Annotated in this window: 20 protein-coding genes; 6 read left to right on the top strand and 14 right to left on the bottom strand. The window is 68.3% G+C overall.

Translation table 11 applies throughout. From position 1 onward, the window contains the following. Position 1: 1 nt before the first annotated feature. Positions 2-1,435 (bottom strand): GH1 family beta-glucosidase, encoded by a 1,434-nt coding sequence (locus AC1C2S_RS16295; RefSeq protein ID WP_495353653.1) that lies wholly within the window; start codon positions 1,433-1,435, stop codon positions 2-4. Between the two features lie 126 nt (positions 1,436-1,561). On the opposite strand from AC1C2S_RS16295, the gene AC1C2S_RS16290 reads away from it, so the two are divergent. Further along, on the top strand, positions 1,562-2,365 hold the full coding sequence (locus tag AC1C2S_RS16290; RefSeq protein WP_495353652.1) for a spermidine synthase: 804 nt from the start codon (positions 1,562-1,564) through the stop codon (positions 2,363-2,365). 28 nt (positions 2,366-2,393) lie between these two features. On the opposite strand, the gene AC1C2S_RS16285 is transcribed toward AC1C2S_RS16290, so the two are convergent. From AC1C2S_RS16285 to ftsY, 7 genes are all read right to left on the bottom strand, one after another. Continuing rightward, positions 2,394-2,954 (bottom strand): hypothetical protein, encoded by a 561-nt coding sequence (locus tag AC1C2S_RS16285; RefSeq protein WP_495353651.1) that lies wholly within the window; start codon positions 2,952-2,954, stop codon positions 2,394-2,396. Positions 2,955-3,135: 181 nt separating this feature from the next. Then, a complete protein-coding gene (gene ffh, locus AC1C2S_RS16280; RefSeq protein WP_495353650.1) occupies positions 3,136-4,713 on the bottom strand; it encodes a signal recognition particle protein in 1,578 nt (525 codons plus the stop codon). A 123-nt stretch (positions 4,714-4,836) separates the two neighbouring features. Beyond that, the gene (locus tag AC1C2S_RS16275) at positions 4,837-5,247 is read right to left on the bottom strand and encodes a hypothetical protein (RefSeq protein ID WP_495353649.1); all 411 of its coding nucleotides are present in this window, start codon (positions 5,245-5,247) and stop codon (positions 4,837-4,839) included. 309 nt (positions 5,248-5,556) lie between these two features. Further along, complete coding sequence (locus tag AC1C2S_RS16270) at positions 5,557-6,174, bottom strand: response regulator transcription factor (RefSeq protein WP_495353648.1); 618 nt, start codon at positions 6,172-6,174, stop codon at positions 5,557-5,559. 1 nt (position 6,175) lies between these two features. Continuing rightward, the gene (locus tag AC1C2S_RS16265) at positions 6,176-7,249 is read right to left on the bottom strand and encodes a sensor histidine kinase (protein ID WP_495353647.1); all 1,074 of its coding nucleotides are present in this window, start codon (positions 7,247-7,249) and stop codon (positions 6,176-6,178) included. Positions 7,250-7,436: 187 nt separating this feature from the next. After that, a complete protein-coding gene (locus tag AC1C2S_RS16260) occupies positions 7,437-7,919 on the bottom strand; it encodes a hypothetical protein (protein WP_495353646.1) in 483 nt (160 codons plus the stop codon). Positions 7,920-7,932: 13 nt separating this feature from the next. Continuing rightward, positions 7,933-8,808 (bottom strand): signal recognition particle-docking protein FtsY, encoded by an 876-nt coding sequence (ftsY, locus tag AC1C2S_RS16255; protein WP_495353645.1) that lies wholly within the window; start codon positions 8,806-8,808, stop codon positions 7,933-7,935. A gap of 105 nt (positions 8,809-8,913) precedes the next feature. Here ftsY and AC1C2S_RS16250 point away from each other — a divergent pair, with 105 nt between their 5' ends. Further along, entirely contained in the window at positions 8,914-9,882 is a 969-nt protein-coding gene (locus AC1C2S_RS16250) for a TIGR03885 family FMN-dependent LLM class oxidoreductase (RefSeq protein WP_495353644.1), read from the top strand. Further along, entirely contained in the window at positions 9,879-11,543 is a 1,665-nt protein-coding gene (locus AC1C2S_RS16245; protein ID WP_495353643.1) for an alpha-amylase family protein, read from the top strand. The genes AC1C2S_RS16250 and AC1C2S_RS16245 overlap by 4 nt, the downstream gene beginning before the upstream one ends. A 40-nt stretch (positions 11,544-11,583) precedes the next feature. On the opposite strand, the gene smc is transcribed toward AC1C2S_RS16245, so the two are convergent. After that, the gene (gene smc / locus AC1C2S_RS16240) at positions 11,584-15,102 is read right to left on the bottom strand and encodes a chromosome segregation protein SMC (RefSeq protein WP_495353642.1); all 3,519 of its coding nucleotides are present in this window, start codon (positions 15,100-15,102) and stop codon (positions 11,584-11,586) included. Positions 15,103-15,274: 172 nt separating this feature from the next. Here smc and AC1C2S_RS16235 point away from each other — a divergent pair, with 172 nt between their 5' ends. Both AC1C2S_RS16235 and AC1C2S_RS16230 read left to right on the top strand, forming a co-directional pair. Continuing rightward, positions 15,275-16,345, top strand: a complete 1,071-nt coding sequence (locus tag AC1C2S_RS16235) for a GNAT family N-acetyltransferase (protein WP_495353641.1) — start codon at positions 15,275-15,277, stop codon at positions 16,343-16,345. A gap of 15 nt (positions 16,346-16,360) precedes the next feature. Next, positions 16,361-17,446 (top strand): GNAT family N-acetyltransferase, encoded by a 1,086-nt coding sequence (locus tag AC1C2S_RS16230; protein ID WP_495353640.1) that lies wholly within the window; start codon positions 16,361-16,363, stop codon positions 17,444-17,446. Positions 17,447-17,450: 4 nt separating this feature from the next. Here the strand turns inward: AC1C2S_RS16230 and AC1C2S_RS16225 are convergent, their stop codons facing one another. Next, positions 17,451-18,074 carry a TetR/AcrR family transcriptional regulator gene (locus AC1C2S_RS16225; RefSeq protein WP_495353639.1) on the bottom strand — a complete coding sequence of 208 codons (624 nt, stop codon included), beginning with the start codon at positions 18,072-18,074 and terminating at the stop codon, positions 17,451-17,453. Positions 18,075-18,176: 102 nt separating this feature from the next. On the opposite strand from AC1C2S_RS16225, the gene AC1C2S_RS16220 reads away from it, so the two are divergent. Further along, positions 18,177-18,734, top strand: a complete 558-nt coding sequence (locus tag AC1C2S_RS16220) for a dihydrofolate reductase family protein (RefSeq protein ID WP_495353638.1) — start codon at positions 18,177-18,179, stop codon at positions 18,732-18,734. 509 nt (positions 18,735-19,243) lie between these two features. Here AC1C2S_RS16220 and AC1C2S_RS16215 read toward each other — a convergent pair. From AC1C2S_RS16215 to AC1C2S_RS16200, 4 genes are read right to left on the bottom strand one after another with little or no spacing between them, the layout of a single operon-like run. Further along, positions 19,244-19,624, bottom strand: a complete 381-nt coding sequence (locus AC1C2S_RS16215) for a hypothetical protein (RefSeq protein WP_495353637.1) — start codon at positions 19,622-19,624, stop codon at positions 19,244-19,246. Positions 19,625-19,681: 57 nt separating this feature from the next. Continuing rightward, entirely contained in the window at positions 19,682-20,605 is a 924-nt protein-coding gene (gene mutM / locus AC1C2S_RS16210) for a bifunctional DNA-formamidopyrimidine glycosylase/DNA-(apurinic or apyrimidinic site) lyase (RefSeq protein WP_495353636.1), read from the bottom strand. A 40-nt stretch (positions 20,606-20,645) separates the two neighbouring features. Further along, the gene (locus AC1C2S_RS16205; protein WP_495353635.1) at positions 20,646-23,690 is read right to left on the bottom strand and encodes an alpha-mannosidase; all 3,045 of its coding nucleotides are present in this window, start codon (positions 23,688-23,690) and stop codon (positions 20,646-20,648) included. Positions 23,691-23,719: 29 nt separating this feature from the next. After that, positions 23,720-24,556, bottom strand: coding sequence for a carbohydrate ABC transporter permease (locus AC1C2S_RS16200; RefSeq protein ID WP_495353634.1), 837 nt, complete (start codon positions 24,554-24,556; stop codon positions 23,720-23,722).

Here is a 24,556-nt window from a genome sequence, read left to right as displayed (position 1 = left end):
GCTACCCGGGGATGCGCCTCGTGCGGATCAGCTCCGCATACCAGTGCGCGCTGTCTTTCAGCAGGCGCTCGAACGAGTCGTAGTCGACCCGCACGATGCCGAAGCGCTTGGAGTAGCCGTAGCCCCATTCGAAGTTGTCCATGAGCGACCACACCTGATAGCCGCGCAGGTCGACGCCGCGCTCGATCGCCCGGTGCGCGGCCGTGAAGTGGCGGCGCAAGTAGTCGATGCGGTCGACGTCGTGCACGGCGGGGCCGTCGGGCTCCTGCACGAGCACGTCGTCGAACGCTGCCCCGTTCTCGGTGACCATGAGCGGGAGATCGGGGTAGCGCTCGCTCAGCGAGACGAGCAGGTCTTCGAGGCCCGAGGGGTCGATGTTCCACCCCATCGCCGTGTACGGCCCCGGCTGCTCGAGGAACTCGACATGCTCGGAACCCGGCCACGGCGTGCCGCCCATGTCTTTGTGGCCGTCGGCGTTGGAGCGTGGCGAGACGCCGTCCCACATGTCGACGGTCACGGTCGAGTAGTAGTTCACGCCGAGCAGGTCGATCGGCTGGGCGATCAGCTCGGTGTCGCCCGGCAGCAGGAACGACCAGTCGGTGACGGCCGCCGTATCGGCGATCACGTCGCCCGGGTAGCCATCGCCGAGCAGCGGCCCGAGGAAGACGCGGTTCGCGAGCCCGTCGATGCGCCGAGCCGCTTCGGCACCGCCCTCGCCAGAGGGTCTGATCACGTGCAGATTCAGGGTGATCGAGTAGCCCGGGTCGTTGGTCACGACCTCGCGCAGGGCGGCGACCGCAAACCCGTGCGCGAGATTCAGGTGGTGCACCGCGGCGAGCGCCTTCGCGCCGTCCATGAGCCCTGGGGCGTGAGCGCCGGAGCCGTAGCCGAGGTACGCGCTGCACCACGGCTCGTTGAGCGTCGTCCACACTGCGACGCGGTCGCCGAGCCGCTCGCCGACGAGGCGCGCGTAGTCGGCGAAGGCGAACGCCGTCTCGCGGTTCGTCCAGCCGCCCTCGTCTTCGAGCGCCTGCGGCAGATCCCAGTGGTAGAGCGTCGCAATGGGCCGGATGCCGCGGGCGATGAGCCCGTCGACGAGACGCTCGTAGAACGCGAGCCCGGCCTCGTTGGCTGCGCCCCGCCCGGTCGGCTGGATGCGCGGCCAGGCGATCGAGAACCGGTACGCCTCGAGACCAAGCCGGGCCATGAGGTCGAGGTCTTCGTCGAGGCGGTGGTAGTGATCGCACGCGGTGTCGCCGGTGTCGCCGTTCCACACCTTGCCCGGGGTGTGGCTGAAGGTGTCCCAGATCGACGGGCCGCGACCGTCTTCGTGCACCGCACCCTCGATCTGGTACGAGGCCGTGGCCGAACCGAAGAGGAAGTCATCACCGAATTCGAGGCCGCTGTCGCGGTAGTCGGGGGTGCCGATCGTCATCTTCAGTGCTCCAAGTCGTCTCGCGCGTTTGCCGCCGAATCACTGTATCGCGGTCGCTGAACCGTTCACTGACCGCTCGGTGAGCGACCCGCGGGTCCGCGCGACCGGATCGCCTAGGGTCGAGGGATGGACACGTCGCCGACACTCGAGACCGCCGCGTTCAGGGCCGAGCTCCAGCCCGACCGCGGCTCGAACGGCGGCTACTCGCTCGTCATCGACGACGTCACGCAATCGCACGTGAACCCCGACGACCCCCGTGACCTGCAGCTTCCGTACGTGCGCCGCATCGCCGCCGTGCTCGCGACGCTTCCGGGCGAGTCGCCGCCGGTGCTGCACCTCGGCGCGGGAGCCCTCACGCTCCCCCGCTACGTGCACGCCCTGCACCCGTCGAGCCGTCAGCGCGTCGTCGAGCTGTATCCCGAGCTGCTCGAGTTCGTCACGCAGCACGTGCCGCTGCCCCCCGACGCACCGATCGAACTCGCGATCGGCGATGCCCGTGCCGAGGTGCAGCGGCTCACGGGCGACGGCGACGACCAGTGGGACCTCGTGCTCGTCGACGTCTTCTCGGGCGGCGCCGTGCCGCGCCACGTCACGACGATCGAGTTCTTCACCGAGCTCGTCTCGCTCCTGTCGCCGGGCGGCGTGCTCATCGTCAACTGCCTGAACGGCGCCGAGCCGCAGGTGACGGGCGACACCCTCGCCGCGGTGCTCGAACTCCTGCCCGACGTGCTCGTGATCGGCTCCGAGGCCGTGCTCAGGCGGGTGGCGCCCGGCAACACGATCATCGTGGCGTCGCGGCATCCGCTCGACCCGGAATCGGTCGCGCAGTGGCTCTCGACCGACCCGCTCTCGGTCGCGACCGGCGCGACGGTCGTCGACGGGCCAGCCCTCGAAGAGCTCTCGGGAACGGTGCGTCACGACGCTCGGTAGGAACCCGGAGAGTAGCAGCAAGCAGCCATCAGCGGAGTGGGCGCCTCGACCGATCCTCGCGGAGCACGGCTGCGAGCTTGATCCGGTAGACCGCGAGCACTGCGAAGAAAGCGCTCAGATCGACCTTCTCGGAGTTCGGATCCTCGAGCTCCTTGAGCCGGATCGGACGGATCTTCGCGACCTCGGCGACCTGCTTGTGCGTCGCATCACCGCGGCTCTTGACGAGGAAGTCCGCGAGCGCCGCCCGGTCGCCGAGGACGCGATGCGTCTCGGTCGCGAGGTCGATGCGACTGTGGCCGATGTGGAGGTGGCCGCAGTGCTGGCAGGTGTACCAACTCGTCGACGGGTCCTCACGGAGCTTGCCCGGAATCTCGATCTCGCTCCGATACCGGCGCTTGAACTCCCACCGTCCGCCCCGCTCGGTCTTGCACTCGCGGGGCGCGTTCGCAGCATCGAGCACCAGCTCTGCCATTCCTGCGCACCGAGGCGTGCAGTACAGCCCCTGGTAGACCGGAACCCCGGGTCCGCCGAGCTTCTGCGCGCACTTCCTGCAGCGCTGCCGCTCGGGGAAGAGCTTCTCCTGGACCATGGCCCTCCTTGGATCTCGCCGCCGGGCATGGGACCTACCGGTGCGGCCGGCCCATCGTCGGACAGCACCCGCTCGACGGCGACGGGTCTCGCCCCACGTCGGTTCGGATAGGACACCCGGAAGGAATCGGCGGAGGACGAGATCGACCAGCCCCATCCAGGATCTGACGGGCGAGCCGACGCTAGCGGCGCAGCATCTTCTGCAGGGCCGCGAGCTCTTCCTCGCTCGGTGCGGCCTTCGCCCCGCCACCGCCCAGGCCGAAGCCCGAGCCCGCAGGTGCGGTCGACTCGCTCGGCGTCGCCCCTGACGCGATCGCCGCGTTCTCTGCGGCGCGCTTGGCCGGGTTGCCCGAGCGCGACGAAGTGGACTTCTTGCCCTTGCCCGCCTGTCGCTTGCCGCCGCCGTGGCCGCCGCCACCGGGGATCGGCCCCATGCCGGGGATCTGCGGCATTCCGCCACGAGCCACCGTCTTCATCATCTTCGCCGCCTGTTCGAAGCGGGAGACGAGTTGATTCACGTCGGTGACGGTCATGCCGGAGCCCTTCGCGATGCGGACCCGCCGCGATCCGTTCAGAAGCTTCGTGTTCTCGCGCTCGGCGGGCGTCATCGACTGGATGATCGCCTCGGTGCGCACGATCTCGCGCTCGTCGAAGTTCTCGAGCTGCTGCTTCATGCCGCCCGCACCCGGCAGCATGCCGAGCATCTTCTTGATCGAACCGGCACCGCGCAACTGCTGCATCTGCCCGAGGAAGTCGTTGAGGGTGAACTGGTCGGTCGCGAACTTCTCGGCGACCTTCATCGCCTCGTCTTCGTCGAAGGCCGACTGCGCCTGCTCGATGAGGGTGAGGATGTCACCGAGGTCGAGGATGCGGCTCGCCATGCGGTCGGGGTGGAAGGGCTCGAAGTCGTCGAGCCCTTCACCCGTGGAGGCGAAGATGATGGGGCGACCGGTGATGGATGCCACGCTGAGCGCCGCGCCGCCTCGCGCGTCGCCGTCGAGCTTGGTGAGCACGACGCCCGTGAAGTCGACGCCGTCTTGGAAGGCCTTCGCGGTCGTGACCGCGTCTTGGCCGATCATGGCGTCGATGACGAAGAGCACCTCGTCGGGGTTTGTCGCGTTGCGGATGTTCGACGCCTGCTTCATGAGCTCGGCGTCGACGCCGAGCCGGCCGGCGGTGTCGATGATGACGACGTCGTGCTGGGCTCGCTCGGCTTGCTTCACGGCGTCTCTCGCGACCTTGACCGGGTCGCCGGTGCCGTTGCCCGGCTCGGGGGCGTAGACCGGCACACCGGCCTGCGCACCGACGACCTGCAGCTGGTTCACGGCGTTCGGGCGCTGGAGGTCGGCCGCGACGAGGAGCGGGGTGTGCCCGTCTTTCACGAGCCACTTCGCGAGCTTGCCGGCGAGCGTCGTCTTACCGGCGCCCTGGAGGCCGGCCAGCATGATGACCGTCGGCGGGTTCTTCGCGAACTGCAGGCGCCGCTGCTCGCCGCCGAGGATCGCGATGAGCTCGTCGTTGACGATCTGCACGACCTGCTGCGCCGGGTTCAGCGCCTTGTTGACCTCGTCGCCCAGCGCGCGCTCGCGCACGTGCGCGGTGAACTGCTTGACGACGTCGAGGGCGACGTCGGCGTCGAGCAGCGCGCGACGGATCTCACGAACGGTGCCGTCGACGTCGGACGCCGAAAGCTTGCCCTTGGTGCGGAGACTCTTGAAGGTCTCGGCGAGGCGGTCAGACAGGTTTCCGAAGGTAGCCATGGTGCCTTCGATTCTAAGCGATGCCGGATGCCTCGGCCCGCGCGCTTGCGAACGCTACAGCGGTCGCGATGACCGTGAACGTCGTCGGCCGATGCAGGAGATCTCTGGAGCAGAGACTCGTTGTCACCCGACCGGGCCGACCGGGCCGACCGGGCTGACCACGATCGTCCAGGTGACGATGAATGCGACCACGACGGTCACGGCACCCAGTCCGCCCATCGCGATGCGACCGAACGACTTGGACGAGTGGCGACCGATCGCCTGACCGGCGAAGGCGATTCCCACCAGCAGGGCCGCGATCACGAGTCCCGAGAGCAGCGCGCCCAGTGGGTTCCCGCCGGTGCACTCGGTGGATTCTGGACCGCAGGAACGGAACGGCCCGCTCTGGCCGCTCGAATCGTAGTTCCTCAGGCTGGTGCTCAACATGAAGGCGGCGAGCCCGAAGGCCGGTAACGCGAGCACCGAGAGTACGAGCGTCGCAACACTCGCCCAGACGGGATGCCTCCATCCGTCAAGTTCTGCCTCGCTCGCCACGCTCACGCGGTCGGTTCGCTTTCCGCCGATGGCAGGTACGCGGTGATGTCGATCGACGTGAGCGGCACAGAGATGTCGGCCGGGTCCACGCGCGGCCGATCCTCGTCGGGAACTCGGGGGTCGTGATGGTTCACGTCGCCTCATCTCAGATCAAGTGCCAGAAGGGAGTACAGGCAACGTATGTCGCAGCCGGTGTGGGTGGCGATACGACCTTCGGGGCATTCTCGTGCGTCTCACTGCTGTGCTGGCGGATTCCGCCGCGAACACGCCCCGGTGGCCCTCCGCGCGCGACCCCTCCAGGCCGCTCGCTCATGCGCGCGGCGCTTCGATCTCGCCGAGCCGTGTCGCGTTCCGCACGGCGCCGGTGCGAGACGTCGCTCCGAGCTTGGCGAAGATGTTGGTGTTGTGGCGTTTGACTGTGCCGACCGAGATCGACAGCGCCCGACCGATCTCATCGTTGGACAGACCCTCGGCGATCAACGCCATCACCTCCTTCTCGCGCAGCGACAGGATCGATGCGACGAGCTCCGGTCGGCCACGACCGTCGTGCGCCTCGATCGCTGAATGGATCGCTTCGACGAGCTCGCTCGCCGGAGCCGACTTCGACACGAACCCGGCGGCGCCGGCCGCCAGCAGGTGATTCGCGAGAATCCGGTCGCGGTGCATCGTGACGACGAGGATCCGCGTGCTCGGGGCCTCAGCTCGGACCCGGCTGATCGTCGACAATATTGGAATCCCAGGCATTTCGACATCGAGCAGCAGTACATCTGGTCTCGTCGCGATCGCCTGCTCGTACGCCTCGTCGTGCGTCGCGGCCTCGCCGACCACCCGCACCCGCCCGGAGGCGATGAGCATTGCCCGCAGACCGTCCCTGAAGAGCTCGTGGTCGTCCGCGATGACGACGGTGACGGATGTCGCGATCGTCATGTCATGGCCCGCCGATGAACGGCAGCGTCACCCGGATACCGACGGCACCAGGGGTCCTGAGGAACTCAACGGTTGCTCGGATCACCCCGGCTCGCTCCGCAATGCCTCGCAGCCCGAGCGAGGTCAGACCTCGCTCGGCGTCGTCGTAGCCCTGTCCGTCGTCGGTGACTGTGACCTGCAACTCGGTCAGCGACCACTCCAGCCGCACTTCCACCGCGGTCGGGTGCCGTGCATGGGTGCGTGCGTTCCTGGTCGCTTCGGTGACGATCGTGAACAGCTCCTCCCGGGCGAGGTCGCTCAAGGGCCTCACCGCCCCGACCTGCACGACATGGACGGGGAGCGTGTCTCGTCCACCCGTCGCGTAGGCGTACTCCTCGAGGGCTTCTGCCAGTTCGCTGTCCCCGACCTGTGCCCTGAGGTCAACGGCGATGTCTTGCGTATCGCGGAGCGAATCACGCAGAATCGCGATCGCCCTGGCGACCTCCTCATCCGGTCGACGAATCTGGGCCGCCTCCAACCGCTGCACGCTGGCAGCGATGCCGTGCGCGATCCGATCGTGCAGCTCACGTGCGAGCCCCAGCCGCACCTCACGGTCGGACGACCGGAGCTGATCCCGGAGCACCGCCACATAGGCCAAGGCGCCGGGCGGGAATCGCCGCCAGATCGCATGATGCAACGCCCGTGCGACGTCAAGATCCCGCCGTCGATCCCCTGCCTCGGCGACCGCATCGGCAACGATCGGCAACGCCACGTCGAACAGCACCTCCGCCGCCATCAGCGGTTCCGATGGATCGATGTCCATCGCTGCGGCACGCTGCCCGTGCGCCATCAGCATCTCGGGGTCGCCATATTCGACCTCGACGAGTCGCGAATCGAAGGTATCACCGCCCAATTGCGAGATGGTCTCGGCGAGGATGGACCGGGCCTGGATCTCCAATCCACCGTCGAGCGCTTCGGCGGTCGCCAACGCACTGCCGCGCTGCACCAGCCGCGCGTGCAGCTCGCCGACCACCGCGCCGGCCACCGCGGACCCTTCACTGCGCATATCGGTTCCCCACTTGCCGTTCTCCTGCATCGGCCTTCGAGATGCAGCGCTCTCAGAGCGCCTCGGCGGCTCACTCGATCGGCTGCACGTGACGCGCGGGATCGCGCACCTCTGGACGGTACCCCGAACTCGAGCACGAATCGATACGACTTCGGGCACATTCCACGCCCGATCCCCTCAACGATCGGAAGGCCCTGCCCGGCTCCGTGCGGAGTGCTCAGGCGTCGAAGCGGAGGTCGACGACGTCGCGGCCGATGTCGATGGACGCGACGAGCCGCGTGTCGATGTCTTCGGGTGCGAGCCCGTATTCGAACTCGGCGAACGTCTCGCCGTCGCCGTCGGCGTCAGGCCTCAAGTCGACGCGCACGAGGCTCAGTGAGCGGAGCGCATCGATGTGCCGGTCGCCCGAGTCGCGAGTGATCGCCTCGCTCGCGGCCTCTGCATCGTCACCATCGAGCACCGCGACGAGGAACTGCGAGACGACGCTGCTGCCCGAATCGAGCTGGCCGACGAAGACGCCGCGGATCTCATCGTCGATGAGCTCGAGCTCGCCGACCATCGTTGCCGCCGCGTCGAGCGACGGGGTGGAGACCTCGTCGGCGTCGGCATCGAGCACGACCTCGACATCTTGGTCGCCGTATTCCTTTCGCTCGGCCCAGTAGTCGCCGATGAGTCCGAAGTAGTCGTGTTCGATCGCCATGTCGTTCTCCTTCTCAGCCGACGAGCTTCTGCGCGAAGACGTGCGGCGTGAATCCTGTGAGGTCGCCAATGGCCTCGCCTTGGCCGATGAGTTTGATGGGCAGCCCGGTCTTCTCCTGCACGGCGAGCACGAAACCGCCCTTGGCACTGCCGTCGAGCTTCGTGAGCACGAGGCCGGTCACCCCGCCGTGCTCGATGAACGCCTCGGCCTGCGCGAGCCCGTTCTGGCCGGTCGTCGCGTCGAGCACGAGCAGCACCTCGCTGATCGGTGCGAGTTTCTCGACGACACGCTTGATCTTGCCGAGCTCGTCCATGAGCCCGCCTTTGGTGTGCAGGCGCCCGGCCGTGTCGATGATGACGATCTCGGTGCCGTCGCGCTTGGCCTGCTCGACCGTCTGGAACGCGACGGAGGCAGGGTCTTGCCCCTCGCGCTCGGGCCGCACGATGCCCACGCCCGCGCGTTCGGCCCATGTCGCGAGTTGGTCGACAGCTGCCGCGCGGAACGTGTCGGCTGCGCCGACGACGACGCTGCGGTCGTAGCTGCGCAGAAATCTCGCGAACTTGCCGATCGTCGTGGTCTTACCGACGCCGTTCACCCCGACGACGAGCACGACCGCGGGGCGCTCGGTGAGCTTCAGGGTCGGGTCGTACTTCGCGAGCCGCTCCTCGACGATCTCACGGAGCATCCGCTGCACGTCTTTCGGGTCGGTGGTCTTGTACCGTTCGACCTGCGCCCTGATCTGCGCGACGATCTCCTCGGTCACCGAGGGGCCGAAGTCCGCACGGATGAGCGCCGACTCGAGATCGTCCCATGTGTCGTCGTCGATCGTCTTCGCGCCGAAGACCCCGCGAAGGGCCGCGCCGAGGGACCACGATGCACGTTCTGCCATGCATCCAGCCTACGGCGCGCGAGTACAACCGATCTGCGCGGCGCCTGCAAGGGGTTGCCGCCGAGCCAGCTCCGGGGCACGGTCGAAGAGTTGGAAGGAGCACAGGTGACGATCGTGGGATTCCACGCCTCGCACGAACAACTCCCACCGAGCCGCTTGCTCGAGGCGGTCAAGCATGCGGAGCGGGCCGGCTTCGACGCCGCGATGTGCAGCGACCACTTCGAGCCGTGGAGCGTGCGCCAGGGCCATTCGGGATACGCATGGAGCTGGCTCGCCGCCGCGCTCGAGGCCACCCGGTTCTCGCTCGGTGTCGTCACGGCGCCAGGTCAGCGCTACCACCCGGCGATCGCCGCACAGAAGATCGCGACCCTCGCCGAGATGTACCCGCGGCGATTCTGGGCGGCGATCGGCAGCGGCGAAGCGATCAACGAGCACGTGACCGGAGACCCGTGGCCCGAGAAGGACGAACGAGACGCACGGCTCGCTGCGACCGTCGACGTCATCCGTCGGCTGCTCGATGGCGACGAGGTCTCGACCGATGGACTGATCCGAGTCGACCGGGCGCGCGTGTGGAGTCTTCCAGCGACTCCCCCGCCGCTGTTCGCCGCCGCCGTGAGCACCGAGACGGCGCGCGAGGTCGCGACGTGGGCCGACGGCGTGATCACGATCGATCGACCCGACGACGCGCTCCGCGAGTTCATCGACGCCTACCGCGATGCCGGTGGTCGCGGGCCGGTCGCCGTGCAGGTCCATCTGAGCTGGGCAACGACGGATGCGGAGGCTCTCGCGATCGCGCACGACCAGTGGCGCCAGAGCCTCGTGCCGGCGAATGTCGCGTGGGAGCTCGACCGGCCGCAAGACTTCGACGAACGGACCGCCGACGTCACACCGGGACAGGTGTCCGAGACCCTGCTGTGCTCCGCCGACCTCGCCCGCCACCTCGCGCACCTCGCCGCCATCGCCGCGCTCGGTGTCGATCGTATCTACCTCCACCACGTCGGCACAGAACAGGACGCCTTCATCGACACATTCGGCGAGCACGTGCTGCCGGCCCTGAAGGAGGTGGGCAGATGAGGATCACCGACCGGAGCGACCTCTGGTGGAAGACCGCCGTCGTCTACTGCCTCGATGTCGAGACGTACATGGACTGGAACGACGACGGCTCGGGCGACTTCGAAGGCCTCGCGCACCGGCTCGACCACCTCGCCGAGCTCGGCGTGACGTGCATCTGGCTCATGCCGTTCCAGCCGACTCCCGACCGCGATGACGGGTACGACATCACCGACTTCACCGGCGTCGATTCCCGGCTCGGCTCGCTCGGCGACGTGGCCGAGTTCACCCGCACCGCCCGCGATCGCGGCATGCGGGTGATCATCGACTTCGTCATGAACCACACCTCCGACCGGCACCCTTGGTTCACGGCTGCGCGCCGGAGCCGCAACTCGCCGTACCGCGACTACTACGTCTGGCGTGACGAGCCGCCGAAGAAGCAGGCGAAGACGGTCTTCCCCGGCGAGGAGGACAGCGTCTGGGAGCTCGACGAGCGCAGCGGCCAGTACTACCTGCACAGCTTCTACCGCCACCAGCCCGACCTCAACATCGCCAACCCGGCCGTGCGCGACGAGATCGCGAAGACCGTCGGCTACTGGCTGGAGCTCGGCATCTCGGGGTTCCGGGTCGACGCGGTGCCGTTCCTGATCGAGCCGCCGGAAGGGGTCGACATCGGCGACCCGCACGAGTTCCTCCGAGACATCCGCCGCTTCCTGCAGCGCCGCTCGAGCGAGGCCGTGCTGCTCGGCGAGGTGAACCTCCCGTACGACCAGCAGGTCGAGTTCTTCGGCCGGCCCGGCAATCCGCCCGAGCTCACGATGCAGTTCGACTTCCTCGGCATGCAGGCGCTCTACCTCTCACTTGCGAGGGAGGACGCCCGGCCCTTCGCCGCGTCTCTCGCGAAACGGCCCCAGCTCGAACCCGAGGCCCAGTGGGCGAACTTCGTGCGCAACCACGACGAGCTCACGCTCGACAAGCTGAGCGACGCCGAACGCGAAGAGGTCTTCGACGCCTTCGCCCCCGAGGAGTGGATGCGCGTCTACGATCGCGGCATCGCGCGGCGGCTGCCGACCATGCTCGACGGCGACCCGCGCCGAATCCGAATGGTGTACAGCCTGCTCTTCTCGCTGCCGGGAACCCCAGTGCTCTTCTACGGCGAGGAGATCGGCATGGGCGAGAACCGCGATGAGGGCGGCCGGATGACCGTTCGCACCCCCATGCAGTGGACCGGCGGAAAGAACGGCGGCTTCTCGCGCGCCGCCGCGGGCCGGCTTCCCGCGGCACCGCCCGGCGACGGGTACGCCCCTGAACATGTCAACGTCGAGGCGCAGATGCACGACCCCGATTCGCTGCTCAGTGTCATCCGAAGCTTCGCGGTGCGCTACCGCAGCTCGCCCGAGATCGGCTGGGGCCGCCACGAGGTGCTGTCGAGCGGGCAGGACGCCGTGCTCGCACACCGCATCACCGCGGATGTCGGCCGGTTCGTCGCGGTGCACAACTTCGCCCCCACCCCGACGGTCGTCTCGCTCGAACTCGGCCCTGTCGCAGCCGGCTCGGTGCTCTCCGACCTGTTCGCGCCCGACACGTTCGACCTCGACGAGCGCGGGCGCATCGACGTGCACCTCGACGCGTACGGCTACCGTTGGTTCCGCATCGTCGAGCCCGACGATCGTCGGCTCACCTGAACGACACGGCGCCGACGACGAGCGGATGCCGCGGCATCCGTCAGCTCGCCTTCGCCTCGCGCTCCTCGCGCACGCGCTGTCCGACGACCGCTGAGACGCCGTCTTGCCGCATCGAGACGCCGTAGAGCGCGTCGGCGATCTCCATGGTGCGTTTCTGGTGCGTGATGACGATGAGCTGCGAGTCTTCGCGCAGCGACTCGAGCGTCGTGAGCAGTCGACCGAGGTTCGCGTCGTCGAGCGCCGCCTCGACCTCGTCCATGATGTAGAACGGGCTGGGCCGGGCCTTGAAGATCGCGATCAGCAGCGCGACTGCTGCGAGTGAACGCTCACCGCCCGAGAGCAGCGAGAGGCGCTCGATCTTCTTGCCCGCGGGCTTCACGCTCACCTCGATGCCCGTGGTGAGCATGTTCTCGGGGTCGGTGAGCGTGATGTTTCCTGCGCCACCCGGGAAGAGCACCGGGAAGACCTCGGCGAACGCCGCCTTGGTGTCTTCGAAGGCGCTGCGGAAGATGGACTCCATCTTGCCGTCGATCTCTTCGATGATCGTCAGCAGGTCTTTCCGCGTGTTCGCGAGATCGGTCAGCTGCTCGGTGAGGAACTGGTGGCGCTGCTCGAGCGCCGCGAACTCCTCGAGCGCGAGCGGATTCACCCGGCCGAGCTGGGCGATCTTGCGTTCGGCTTGCGCGAGCCGACGCTGCTGCTCCTCGCGCCGGTACGGGCGGGGCTCGCCGTCTTCGTCTTCAGCGGGGATCTCCTGGTCGGGGCCGTACTCGTCGACGAGCACCGCTTCGGTCAGGCCGAGCTCGGACTCGGCGCGCTCGACGAGCCCGCCGACGTGAAGCTTCTTCTCGTAGATGCGCAGTTCGAGCCCGTGCACGTCTTCGGTGACCGAGTGCAGGCGCTCACGCACGGCGGCCTCGTCGCGGCGCACCGCCTGCAGCTCTTCGTTGCGGCTCGCCCGCTCGGCTTCGGCACGTCCGAGTGCGACACGCGCCTCGGCGACCGAGGCGTCGACCGAGGCGAGTGCCGCGGGGAGCACGTCGGCGACCCTGGTGGCCGCTTCGAGCTGGGCACGACGGATCACGGCCCGCCGCGCGGCATCCGCTGCGGCCTGCCGTTCAGCTTCGAACTGCGCTTCCATGGCGCGGATGCGGGCTTCTTCGGCACGCACGCGTTCTTTCGCCGTCTCGAGGCGCAGCTTCGCCTCGACCTCGGCTTCGCGTGCCGACTCGAGCGCGGCGAGCGCCCCATCGCGCGCGCTCGTCTCGAGCACCGGTCGCGCCTCGGCACGTGCTGCCTCGAGCGCCGTCTTCGCCGCGGCGGCGAACTGCTCGGCCTCGACCACGCGCTCTTCGGCGTTCGCTGCGGCCTGCCGCAAGCGTTCGCTCTCTGCGTCGGCGGCTTCGGCCTGCACGCGTGCACGGTTCAAGCGCTCGGTGCGCTGGGCGAGCTGGGCGTCGAACTCGCGCAGCGCGGCGAGCGCACGCTTCGCCTGGTCTTTGGACTGCTCGACGATCTGCCGCTGCTCGGTGAGCTCGAACCGCGCCCGCTCGATCTCGGCGCGCACCTCGTCGAGTCGAGCAGCAGCCCGATCGCGTTCGGCGATGAGTTCGATGCGGCTCTGCTTGCGGCCGGAGCCCCCACGCAGCACGAATCGGCCGACGACGGTGCCGTCTTTCGTGATGACGGTGGCCGGTGTCGCCCGCTTCGCGAGGGCGGATTCGGCGGCGCGCACGGCGTCGAGGTCGTCGGCGATCAGCACGTCGGCGAGCAAGCCGAGCACGCCGGCGGGTGCGGTGACGATGTCGGATGCCGCGGTGAGCCCCGCGATCGACGATGAGGCCGGGGGCGTGACACCGGCGTCGGCGAGCGTGAGCGCGACCCGGCCGAGTTCGCCGCGCTCGGCATGCTCGAGGGCGCGGAACGCCGCGTCGCGGTCGTCGACGAGCACCGCGTCGCTCAGCGAGCCGAGGGCGGCGGCGATGGCCGGCTCGTAGCCGGGCTCGACCTGGAGGGCCTCGGCGAGGAGACCGCGCACGCCGCGCACGCCAGCGGCGACGAGTGCCGCCGAGCCGTCCTTCTGGTCGAGTGCGAGCGAGAGCGCCTGGGTGCGGGCGCCGAGTGCGCCGTGTTCGCGTTCGCGTCCGTGCAGCTCTTCACGGATGCGCTCGATCTCGGCCTCGGCCTCGAACACCGCCGCCTGAGCAAGCTCGTACGCCTCGTCGAGGTCGGTCTCCGCGGTCTCGCCGCTGTCGGCGTCGGCTTCGGCCGACGCGAGCGCGGTGGCGGCGGCGGCACGGCGTTCAGCCGATGCCTCGAGCGCATTCGCGTGGCGCAGCACCTCGCCGCGCGCGCCTGCGAGCTTCGACGCGGCGGTGTCGGCCTGGCCGGTGAGCTTGGAGAGCTCGAGGTCGTACGCGGAGACCAACGCGCTCTGGCGCGCGATGCCCTCGTCGACGGTGTCGAGCTCGGTCCGCCGTCGCATCGTGGTCTCGTGAGCGTCGTCGAGTGCGGATGCCGCGGCGCCGACGCCGTCGCGAATGCCAGTGAGCTCGGCCACGGCCTCGTCGATCATCGCGCGGGTCACGCTCGGCGAGGCATCCGTCTGCTCTGCTGCACTGCCGAGCAGGGCGATGCGCTGGCTGGCGAGCGAATCGAGGGAGCGAAGGCCGCTCTGGGCCTGCTCGAGGGCGAAAGTCGTCGACCTGGCCCGGTCGACGGCGTCGCCGATCTGCGCCTGCTCGAGCCGGGTCATCTTCGCCTGGTGCTGTTCGAGCTGGTCTTGCAGCACGAGACGCTCGGCGTGGCGCTCGTGCTCGCTCTTGCCGTGCTCGTCGAGCGCCCTGCGGAGGCCGACGACCTCGTCGGCGAGAAGTCTCGCCTTGGCATCGCGTACGACGGCGGCGATGGTCGCGGCCTCGCGCGCGACCTCGGCCTGACGACCGAGCGGTTTCAGCTGTCGACGGATCTCGCCCGCGAGGTCGGAGAGACGCGTGAGGTTCGCCTGCATGGCATCGAGCTTGCGCAGCGTCTTCTCTTTGCGCCGACGGTGCTTCAGGATGCCGGCGGCCTCCTCGATGAAGCCGCGCCGATCTTCGGGGGTCGCGCGCAGCACCTGGTCGAGCTGGCCCTGCCCGACGATGACGTGCATCTCACGGCCGAGCCCCGAGTCGCTGAGGAGCTCCTGCACGTCGAGCAGCCGGCAGTTCTCACCGTTGATCGCGTATTCGCTCGCGCCGTTGCGGAAGAGCGTGCGCGAGATCGTGACCTCGCTGTACTCGATCGGCAGTGCGCCGTCGCTGTTGTCGATCGTGAGACTGACCTCTGCACGGCCGAGCGGACCTCGCGTCGAGGTTCCCGCGAAGATGACGTCTTCCATCTTGCCGCCGCGAAGCGTCTTCGCCCCCTGCTCGCCCATCACCCAGGCGAGCGCGTCGACGACGTTGGACTTGCCGGAGCCGTTGGGACCGACAATGCAGGTCACGCCGGGCTCGAACGCGAACGTCGTCGGCTGCGCGAAGGACTTGAAGCCCTTGAGCGTCAGGCTCTTCAGGTACATGGCCCCCCGTGCGGCTCAATGGTGCGGATACCTCGGAAAGCGTACCCGAGCGGATGCCCCGCGCCGTGTCGCCCTCGCCGCCGATGGGCGATCGCGGTTGCGGCCGAAACAGCGCACCGATAGCCTGATCGGCTGCCCGCGCGGATGCGGGCCGGAAAGTGCAGTTCTTCAGATGAACGTCGAGATCCGTCAGATCCCCGTGCCCGAGGCCCTCGGGACCCCTGAATCAGCCGACTTCGAGGCATTCGCAGCGTTCGCCGAGACGTTGGTGGTCGAGGTGCACGACACCGATGACCTCAGCTACGGCGCCGATGAGTTGCTCGTGTTCTCCAGCGACGGACAGTACACCCGACGGCGCGCGTTCGGCGCGTGGGACGGCGACCGTCTGATCGGTGCGGCGAACGTGATGTGGGAAGTGGATCCCGACGCGACCACTGCATTCTCGACGGTGCTCGGGGTCTCGCCGGAGCAGCGCCGCAGTGGTCTCGGCAGCCGGTTGCTCGCCGAACTCGAGCAGACTGCTCGCGATGCAGGCCGGCCCACGCTCGTGCTGCGCGCGACCCATCGCTTCGGCGATGAGCACGAGGGCGAACGGCTGCGTGCACCGCAAGGCGATACGAGTATCGCGGCAGACGAGCCGGCCGCTCGCTTCGCGCTCGCTCACGGCTACGAGCTCGGCCAACTCGACCGGATGAGCGCGATGCCGGTGACCGGGAGAGCAACGGAGTTCCGCGAGCGGCTGGCACGCCACGAGACGTCGTCTCCCGACTACCGGCTCGTGAGCTGGCACGATCGCACTCCCGAAGAACTCGTCGAGGCCATGGCCCACGCGCGCGAACGGATGTCGGTCGACGCACCGAGCGGCGAGATCGACTACGAGCAGGAGACCTGGGACGCCGACCGGGTCCGATCCGAGGAGCAGCGCACGCTCGACGCCGGACGACGCACGATCTTCACGGCCGCGCTCACCGATGACGGCGCAGTGGCGGGCTACACGCAGTTCGTGCTCGCACCGCGGAAGCACGTCGCCTACCAGGACGACACGCTCGTGCTCGCCGACCACCGCGGCCACGGGCTCGGCATGCGCATGAAACTCGCGAACCTGATCGAGCTCGGTGATGCCGCCCCCGAGCGTGAGCGCGTGATCACCTGGAACGCCGACGAGAACGCGCACATGCTCGCGATCAACATCGCCCTCGGATTCGAGCCGGACGCGGTCGATTCGGTGTGGCAGAACGGCTGAGCGAGGAGCAGGATGATGGCCGTGGACATCCGCCCGGTGCTCGTGCCGAGTGTGCGCGGCACGGTCGAATCGGTCGAGTTCGAGGCGTACGCCGAGCTCGGCTTCCGACTCGAGCGGGCGAACTGGGGTCACGATCATTTCGCGGAGACCGCGTCGATGCTGCTCGGGCAGCACCGGAACGATGCTCATCGCGGACATGCGCTCTTCGGCGCCTGGGACGGCGAGACGATGGTGGGCGGGGCGGGTCTCGGTTGGGAGCGGCATGCACGAGCGGCGACGATCGAGCTCACCCTCGGCGTGCTCCCCTCGCACCGCCGACGACGCATCGGGTCGCGGCTCCTCGCCACTGCCGAGGACGCGGCTCGCGACCTCGGACGCTCCACGGTGGTCGCGTACTCCGACCATCCGGATGCGCCGGCACCTCCCGCCGACGAGCGGATGCTGCACGCCCCCGACGGAGACGCCGGGCTCTCGGCATCCACCCCTGCCGCCGGGTTCGCCTCGGCCCACGGCTACTCGCTCGAACAACTCGAACGGGTGAGCAGCCTCACCGTGGCCGGCCGCGCCGACGAGTTCCATCGTGAGCTCGAGTCGCGTGCGGCTCGTGCGATTGCCCGCGGCTACCGGGTCGCGTGCTGGACCGATCGCACCCCGGCCGAGCTCGTCGACGCCTACGCGGCCGCTCGAGAGCGCATGGTGCTCGACGTGCCCGCGGGCGGCGTCATCATCGATGAGGAGCGATGGGATGCGGCTCGAGTGCGCGATCGCGAGACCGAGTCGCTGGGCGGCGGCACGAGCCTGCTCGTGGCGGCGGCCGTGACCGGCGACGGCGACGTCGCGGGCTACACGGAGCTCGAACTCCCGATCGGGCGCGAGTTCGCCTACCAGTACGACACCCTCGTCGTCGGTGCACATCGCGGCAACGGGCTCGGCATGCTCGTGAAGCTCGCGAACCTGGTGCGGCTCGCCGAGACCGCACCCGAGCGCACCGTCGTCTACACGTGGAACGCCGACGAGAACGAGCACATGCTCGCGATCAACATCGCCCTCGGTTTCCAGCGGTGCGGCCTCGAGGCGATCTGGCAGCGCGAGCTCCGATAGGGCGTCAGGCCACGCCGTACCGTGCGACGATCGTCTGCACGGCTTCGTCCACCACGTTGCGCGTCTCGTCCTCGCTGAGCGACCAACCGCCATGGATGAGGCGGGGCCAGAAGACGACGGTGGAGATCATGCCGAGAAACTGGGCTGCCGCGGCATCCGGATCATCGATGTGTGCGGATCCAGCGGCGTCCTCCGCGCGGAGGTACCGTCCCAGTGCCGCGAACACGGGCAATGTGCCGAAATCGAACGTGCGCTCACGCAGCTCGGGGAACCTCTGGGACTCGCCGATCAAGGTGCGGAGCAACTGCTCCATGCGGGGGCGGTTCAGCAGCTCCACGTACGCGCTGCCCAAAGCGGTCAGGCCCGCGCTGAAGTTCCCGGTCGGCGGGTCGACGACCTCTCCGGCAGGTGCATCGCCTGCCGCGAGCACCATGGCCTCGAAGAGCTCGGCCTTCGTCGGGAACTGTTTGAACAGGGTCGCCTTGGAGACCCCGGCGCGCTCGGCCACGCGCGTGAGCGATGTGCGGTCGTAGCCGTGTTCGAGGAACAGGCCTGTGGCCGCGTCGACGATGGCCGCACGGTTCGCTGCGGCGATCCGGCGGTGATACGCGGAGAGTTCGCGGGGCATGCGCCCAGTATGCCAGAGAGGTGAGTCGCTTGACTCATGACTTGGTTTGGATTACTTTGCTAGTGGTGAGCCGCTTGACTCACCTCAAGCAAAGGAGCTGAAATGGGCAAGCTCATCTACTCGATGCTCACCTCGCTCGACGGGTACGCCAAGGCGGCCGAGGGCGACCTCGGCAAGGGAGCCGAAGACGAAGCGGTGCACACCTTCATCGGGGAGACCTTTCGCAACGTCGGCACCTTCCTCTACGGCCGGCGTATGTACGAGACGATGGTCTTCTGGGAGACCGCCGACGCATTGCCCGACGTCCCGCCGTACATTCTGCAGTACGCCGAGGAATGGAAGGCCGCGGAGAAGGTCGTGTACTCCACGACGCTCGAGGCGGTGTCGAGCGCGAAGACCAGAATCGAGCGCACGTTCGACCCCGACGCGATTCGCAGGCTCAAAGCCGAATCCGACCACGACCTCAGCGTCGACGGCCCGAACCTCGCGGCCCAGGCGATCGCCGCCGGGCTCGTCGACGAGTATCACCTCTTCATCACCACGAGCGTGGTCGGCGGCGGCACCCGATTCTTCCCCGACGGCGTGCGTCTCGATCTTGAGCTGGTCGCGGAGCGGGTGTTCGACAACGGACTGATCTATGCGGGCTACCGCGCCCGGTGAGCCCGCCCCACCCGCTGGCACTTCGGGCAGAAATGCGACCCCCGGTTCATGAACTGCTCGTCCAGCCTGCCCGGCTTCGCACCGATATGGCGTTCGCGAGCCACCGTAGCGATAGCCGACTCTCTCCGTGCCAGCTCGACCGCATGCCGGTCGGCGACCCGTTGGTCCTCCAGGTTGTGCAGATCGGACTGAATCCGAGCGGACTACTCGACCCAGCGGCGCTCGACCTCGATCGCTCGCGAGAGTTCTCTCAAGCGTTCTTGCGCCTGTCGCCGCTTCGTGAGGAGCGCGTCGACTCATTGCTCAGTGCGTGCAAAGTCGTTGCGCGCGTCGTGCCGGCCCTTGTGCGGCGCGCTGCCGTCGCCCCACTGAGCGAGACGGGGTCTTCATGCGCGGCGGGTCTCACGACATCGGTGACAGTTCTGTATCAGGACATCGGTGACAGTTCGGGGGCTGTTGGCCGTCGGCGCTTCGGGCAGAAGCGTCCGCGGCCTGCGAGTTCGACAATCTCAAAGGGATGATCGGTCGTCTTCCTCGGGCACGACGGCGTCGAAGAGGATCCATCCATCGACTTCGCGCTCTCCCTCGGCCGGGAACATTTCGCGGAGCAGCGCCTGATCGAGGAGCGATCGCACGACTCCGGGCGCGTGAAGGTTCAGATAGGCGCGATCCGGCAATCGGATCACGCCACCGGACTCGTAGACACCATCAGAAACGACTCGATCGTTCGCCGGCGAGAAGACCATCCGCAACCTCGCTGCACGGTCGGAGCGTCGCACGGCCACTTCGCTTGGGCCGCCATCGCTGCGCCCTTCGTCATATCGGTGCCTGAAGGTCCAGAAATAGACGGTTTCACCAACCGTAAGTTGACGGAGCCTGCGACGCGTCATTTCCAGATCCTCACTCCCGAGCCACAGGGCCTCGCCGGCGGACGGGTGGCCCCGACCTCACCGCCGCCGCTGGCACCGCGGGCAGAAGTGCGACCCGCGGTTCATGAACTGCTCGCGCACCATGGCGCTGCCGCAGCGCAGGCACGGCAGTCCGGTGCGCCCGTACGCGTTCAACGAGTGCTCGAAGTATCCGGATGCCCCGTTGACGTTGACGTACTGGGCGTCGAAGCTCGTGCCGCCCTCGGCGAGCGCCTTGCCGAGCACGTCTCGCACCGCGCCGAGGAGCTCGCGGGCGCGAGGCCGGCTGAGCGACGACGCCGGTTGCTCGCCGTGCAGGCGCACGGCCCAGAGTGATTCGTCGGCATAGATGTTGCCGATTCCACTGACGACGCCCTGGTCGAGCAGCACGCGCTTGATGGCCGTGTCGCGTTTCGCGAGTGCCGCGAAGAAGGCGCGCTCGGAGAACGCAGGGTCGAGCGGGTCGCGCGCAATGTGAGCGACCTGGGCGGGTACCTGCCGCGCCCACTCCCCCGACACTCCGTCGGAGAACCCGCCGACCTCGCCGTCGATGGTCGGTACGAGCCGATCGACGGCGAGCGAGCCGAAGATGCGCTGGTCGACGAAATCGACCCGCAGCTCGCCGAGTTCGGGATGCTCGAGATGCAAACGCACTCGGGCGTGGGCGTCGTCGCCGGGGTGGTCTGGCGTGCGCAGCAGCATCTGCCCGCTCATGCCGAGGTGCCCGACGATGGCGCGTCCGTCACGTAGACCATCGCCGGCGAGCGGCAGCCAGAGGAACTTGCCCCGGCGCACGGCCGCCTCGATGCGAGCTCCGGTGACGAGCGCTTCGAAATTGCCGGATGCCGCGTCGTGCCGTCTCAGCGATCGAGGCTCGAGCACCTCGATCGCCGAGACGACGGCGCCGGTCACGGCCGGAGCGAGTCCGGCCCGCACGACCTCGACTTCGGGCAGTTCAGGCATCCCTCGAGACTACTGCGGCCAGCTCCTCCGGCCGCCGTGATCAGCCGCGCGCGAACCGGAGCGTCACGAGCTGGAAGGGGCGGAGTCGGAGCTCGGCGCTCGCGCCGCGGGCCTCGGCCAGCGCCGACGGCTCGGCGATCGCCCGCTCGAGCAGGTCGGCCTCCACGATGCCTTCGACGGCGCACTCGGCCGTCACCATTCCCTGTGCTCGAGCGCCACGCGCCTCGTAGAGTCGCACGATGAGGTCGCCTGAACGATCTTCAGCCAGCTTGACCGATTCGATGACGATGCTCGGCGAATCGCTGCGCACGAGCGCGGGCACCGCGTGCGCGCCGTCGATGGTTCGGAGCGGAAGGTTCAGCCGATACCCCTCCTCCGCCGCGTCGAGCACATCCGTGCCGATCGCAACCGAAGTGCGCAGCCGGTGGCGCCCCTGGTCGCTCTGAGGGTCGGGGAAGAGCGGGGCGCGCAACAGCGACTGGCGAACGAGGGTCGTCGTGCCGCCACGCGGCCCGACGATGCGCGTGATGTCGTGACCGTAGATGGAGTCGTTGGCGACCGTCACGCCGAAGCCCGGCTCGGCGACGTGCACCCAGCGATGCGCGCACGTCTCGAAACGGGCCGCATCCCAGGAGGTGTTGACATGAGTCGGCCGGTGCACGTGACCGAACTGCACCTCCGACGCCGCGCGTTCGGCGTGCACATCGAGCGGGAACGCGAGTTTCAGCAGTTTCTGCTTCTCGTGCCAATCGACCGTCGTCTCGATCTCGAGCGCCGTGGCGTCTCCGGTCAGCGTGAGCAGTTGCGACACCGTCGAGGCACCGAAGCGACGCTCGACTCGCACGGCCGCCCGCTCCAGGGCATCCGTCACCAGTTCGACCGACTCCGCTTCACGCAACTCGGTGCCGGATCGCTGGTAGTGCTCGTCGATGTCCCAAGCGTCCCACTGGGTCGGAGTGTCCCGGAACAACTGCAGGAGGTTGCCGGGCTGCCCGGCCGGGATCGCGTCGCGGCCCGTCGCGACGTCGACGACCGAGGTGAGCAGACCATCGGCGTCGATGACGACGCGTACGCGAGCGTTCTCGAGCACGAAGCCGTCGAGTGTCCGCTCAGCACGCACCGCCTGCGACGAGTCGACCGGCCCGGCAGACAATGCCGCGATGCCGGATACGGCGAACGGCGAGGCGTTGAATGCAACCCTGCCGCCGTCGACGGACTCGGCGCTGGCATCATCGCCGCCGAGCGCCGCGATCGCTGCGCCGATGATCTCTTCGAGCTCGGCCGCGACGCGCGCGTAGCTCGCCTCTGCCTCACGATGCACCCAGGCGATCGAACTGCCGGGCAGGATGTCGTGGAACTGCAGCAGCAGCACCGTGTGCCAGAGCTCGGTGAGTCGCTCGTACGGATACTCGGCACCCGTACGCACCGCCGCGGTCGCCGACCAGAGTTCGGCCTCGCGCAGCAGATGCTCGCTGCGCCGATTGCCCGACTTCGTCCTGGCCTGCGAGGTGTAGGTGCCGCGGTGGAACTCGAGGTAGAGCTCGCCCGACCAGACCGGCGGGTTCGGATAGTCCCGCTCGGCTTCCTCGAAGAACGCGAGCGGCGAGGCGACGCGCACCGTGGGCGAGCCCTCGAGCGATGCGGTCCGCGCAGCGGCCGCGAGCATCTCGCGCGTCGGCCCGCCACCGCCGTCGCCGAAGCCGAACGGCACGAGCGACACGTTCGATGCGCCCTTCTCCGCGTACTGCCGTTGCGCCCTGGCCAACTCCTCCCCCGAGAGCAACGAGTTGTACGTGTCGACCGGCGGGAAGTGAGTGAAGATGCGCGAACCGTCGATGCCCTCCCACGAGAACGTGTGATGCGGCATCGTGTTGGTCTCGTTCCAACTCGTCTTCTGGGTGAGGAAATAACGGGAGCCTGCGGCGGCCGCGATCTGCGGCAAAGCGGCAGAGTAGCCGAATGAATCGGGCAGCCAGACCTCGAGCGGCTCGATGCCGAACTCGCGCATGAAGAACGCCTTGCCCGCGAGGAACTGTCGCACGAGCGCTTCACCGCCCGGCATGTTCGTGTCCGACTCGACCCACATGCCGCCGACGGGCACGAACCGGCCTTCGACTGCGCGCACCCGGATTCGTTCGAACAGGTCGGGGTAGAACGCCTTCATCCACGCGTACTGCTGGGCCGAGGAGGCGGCGAAGACGAAGCCCGGGTCCCGATCCATCAGGTCGAGCACGTTCGAGAAGGTGCGGGCGCACTTGCGGATGGTCTCCCGCACGGGCCACAGCCACGCCGAGTCGATGTGGGCGTGACCGACCGCGACCACCCGGTGCGCACTCGCGTACGCGGGTTGCGCGAGCACCGGGGCGAGAAGAGCCCGGCCGAGCGGTGCGGTTCCCGCCACGTCGTCGGGGTCCATCCGGTCGACGACCGACTCGAGCGCCCGCAAGATGTCGGCGGTGCGCGGCAGGTCGCTGCTGAGCTCATTCATGAGGCCCGTCAGCGTCCAGATGTCCATCTGGAGTTCCCACACCTCCGTGTCGCGCAGGGCGACATCAACCCGTCGAAGCCGATAGATCGGCTCGATGCCTGCCGTGGCCTTGTCGCCGACCGGGGTCGGCCGGAAGCTCCAGTCACTACCGACATCCGGATTCGACGCCGCCTCGATGTAGACGTCGATGCGACCGCCCGGCTGGGCCTCGACCGGCACGTGATCGTTGAGCGGCTCGATCGCCTTGACGATGTGCCCCGCGGGATCGAACACGAGCCCCTCTGCCTGGAATCCGGCCTGGCCCGAGAGGAAGCCGAGATCGACGACGAGTTCGATGGCGCCGGCGCGCCCGGCCCACTCGACGGGAACCTCACCCGTGACGTGGAACCAGGTCGTGCCCCACGGCTTGCCCCACGGCGAGCCGACGTCGAACGGTTCGAAGGTCTGCGCCACGGCCTCCGCGAACGGCACCGGCTCGTCGGGCACCTCCCATGCGGTGAGCGTGAGTGGAGTGCTCGCGGCGTGGATGGCGGGCTTCACACGTTCTTCCACGAACCGGGTGATCCTGGCGCGGACGAGGGTGGAGTTGTCGTGCATGGAGCGTGTTTCCTATCGAATCGGTGCGGTCAGCCTTTGACGGCGCCCGCGAGTGCGGACGAGCCGCCCAGCACTCGAGAGACGAGCACGTACAGGGTGATCACGGGAACGGAATAGAGCAGAGAGAACGCGGCGAGCTGGCCATAGGCGACCGACCCGTACTGGCCGAAGAACGCGAAGATGCTCACTGCGGCGGGCAGCTTGTCGGGCGAGAGCAGCAGCACGAACGGCACGAAGAAGTTGCCCCACGCTCCGATGAACACGAAGATGAACACCACCGCGAGGCCGGGCCGCATGAGCGGCACGACGATGCGGGTGAGTGTCGTCATCATCGAGGCGCCGTCCATCCAGGCCGCCTCCTCGAGCGTGACGGGCACGCTGTCCATGAAGCTCTTCGTCATGTAGATCGCCATCGGCAGACTCGTCGCGGCGAGGAAGAGGATGGTGCCGCCCATCGAGTCGATCAGGTTGAACGCGACGAAGAGGCTGTAGACGGGCACCATCATCGCGGTGATCGGCAGGCAGGTGCCGAAGAGCACCCCGTAGAGGAACGGCTTGTTGATGCGCATGCGGTACCGCGACAACGGGTACGCCGCGAGCACTGCGACCACGACGGTGATGATCGCGCAGCCGGCAGAGAGGATCAGGCTGTTCAGGAGCGGGATGAAGGCTTTCTCGGGCGTCATCACGTCGACGAAGTTCTGCAGCGAGAGTGCGTCGGGCAGCTTGATCGACAGGGTCGCACGTTCGTCGACCGACGCGAGCACGAGCCAGACGAGCGGCAGGGCGAACGCGATGCCGACGAGCAGCAGCACGCCGTTGGACACCGTGCGGAGGCTGCGCCGGCTGGGAGAGGTCAGGCCCAT

The organism is Agromyces sp. Y782, assembly GCF_059445405.1.
This window is presented reverse-complemented; position numbering and strand designations above follow the sequence as displayed.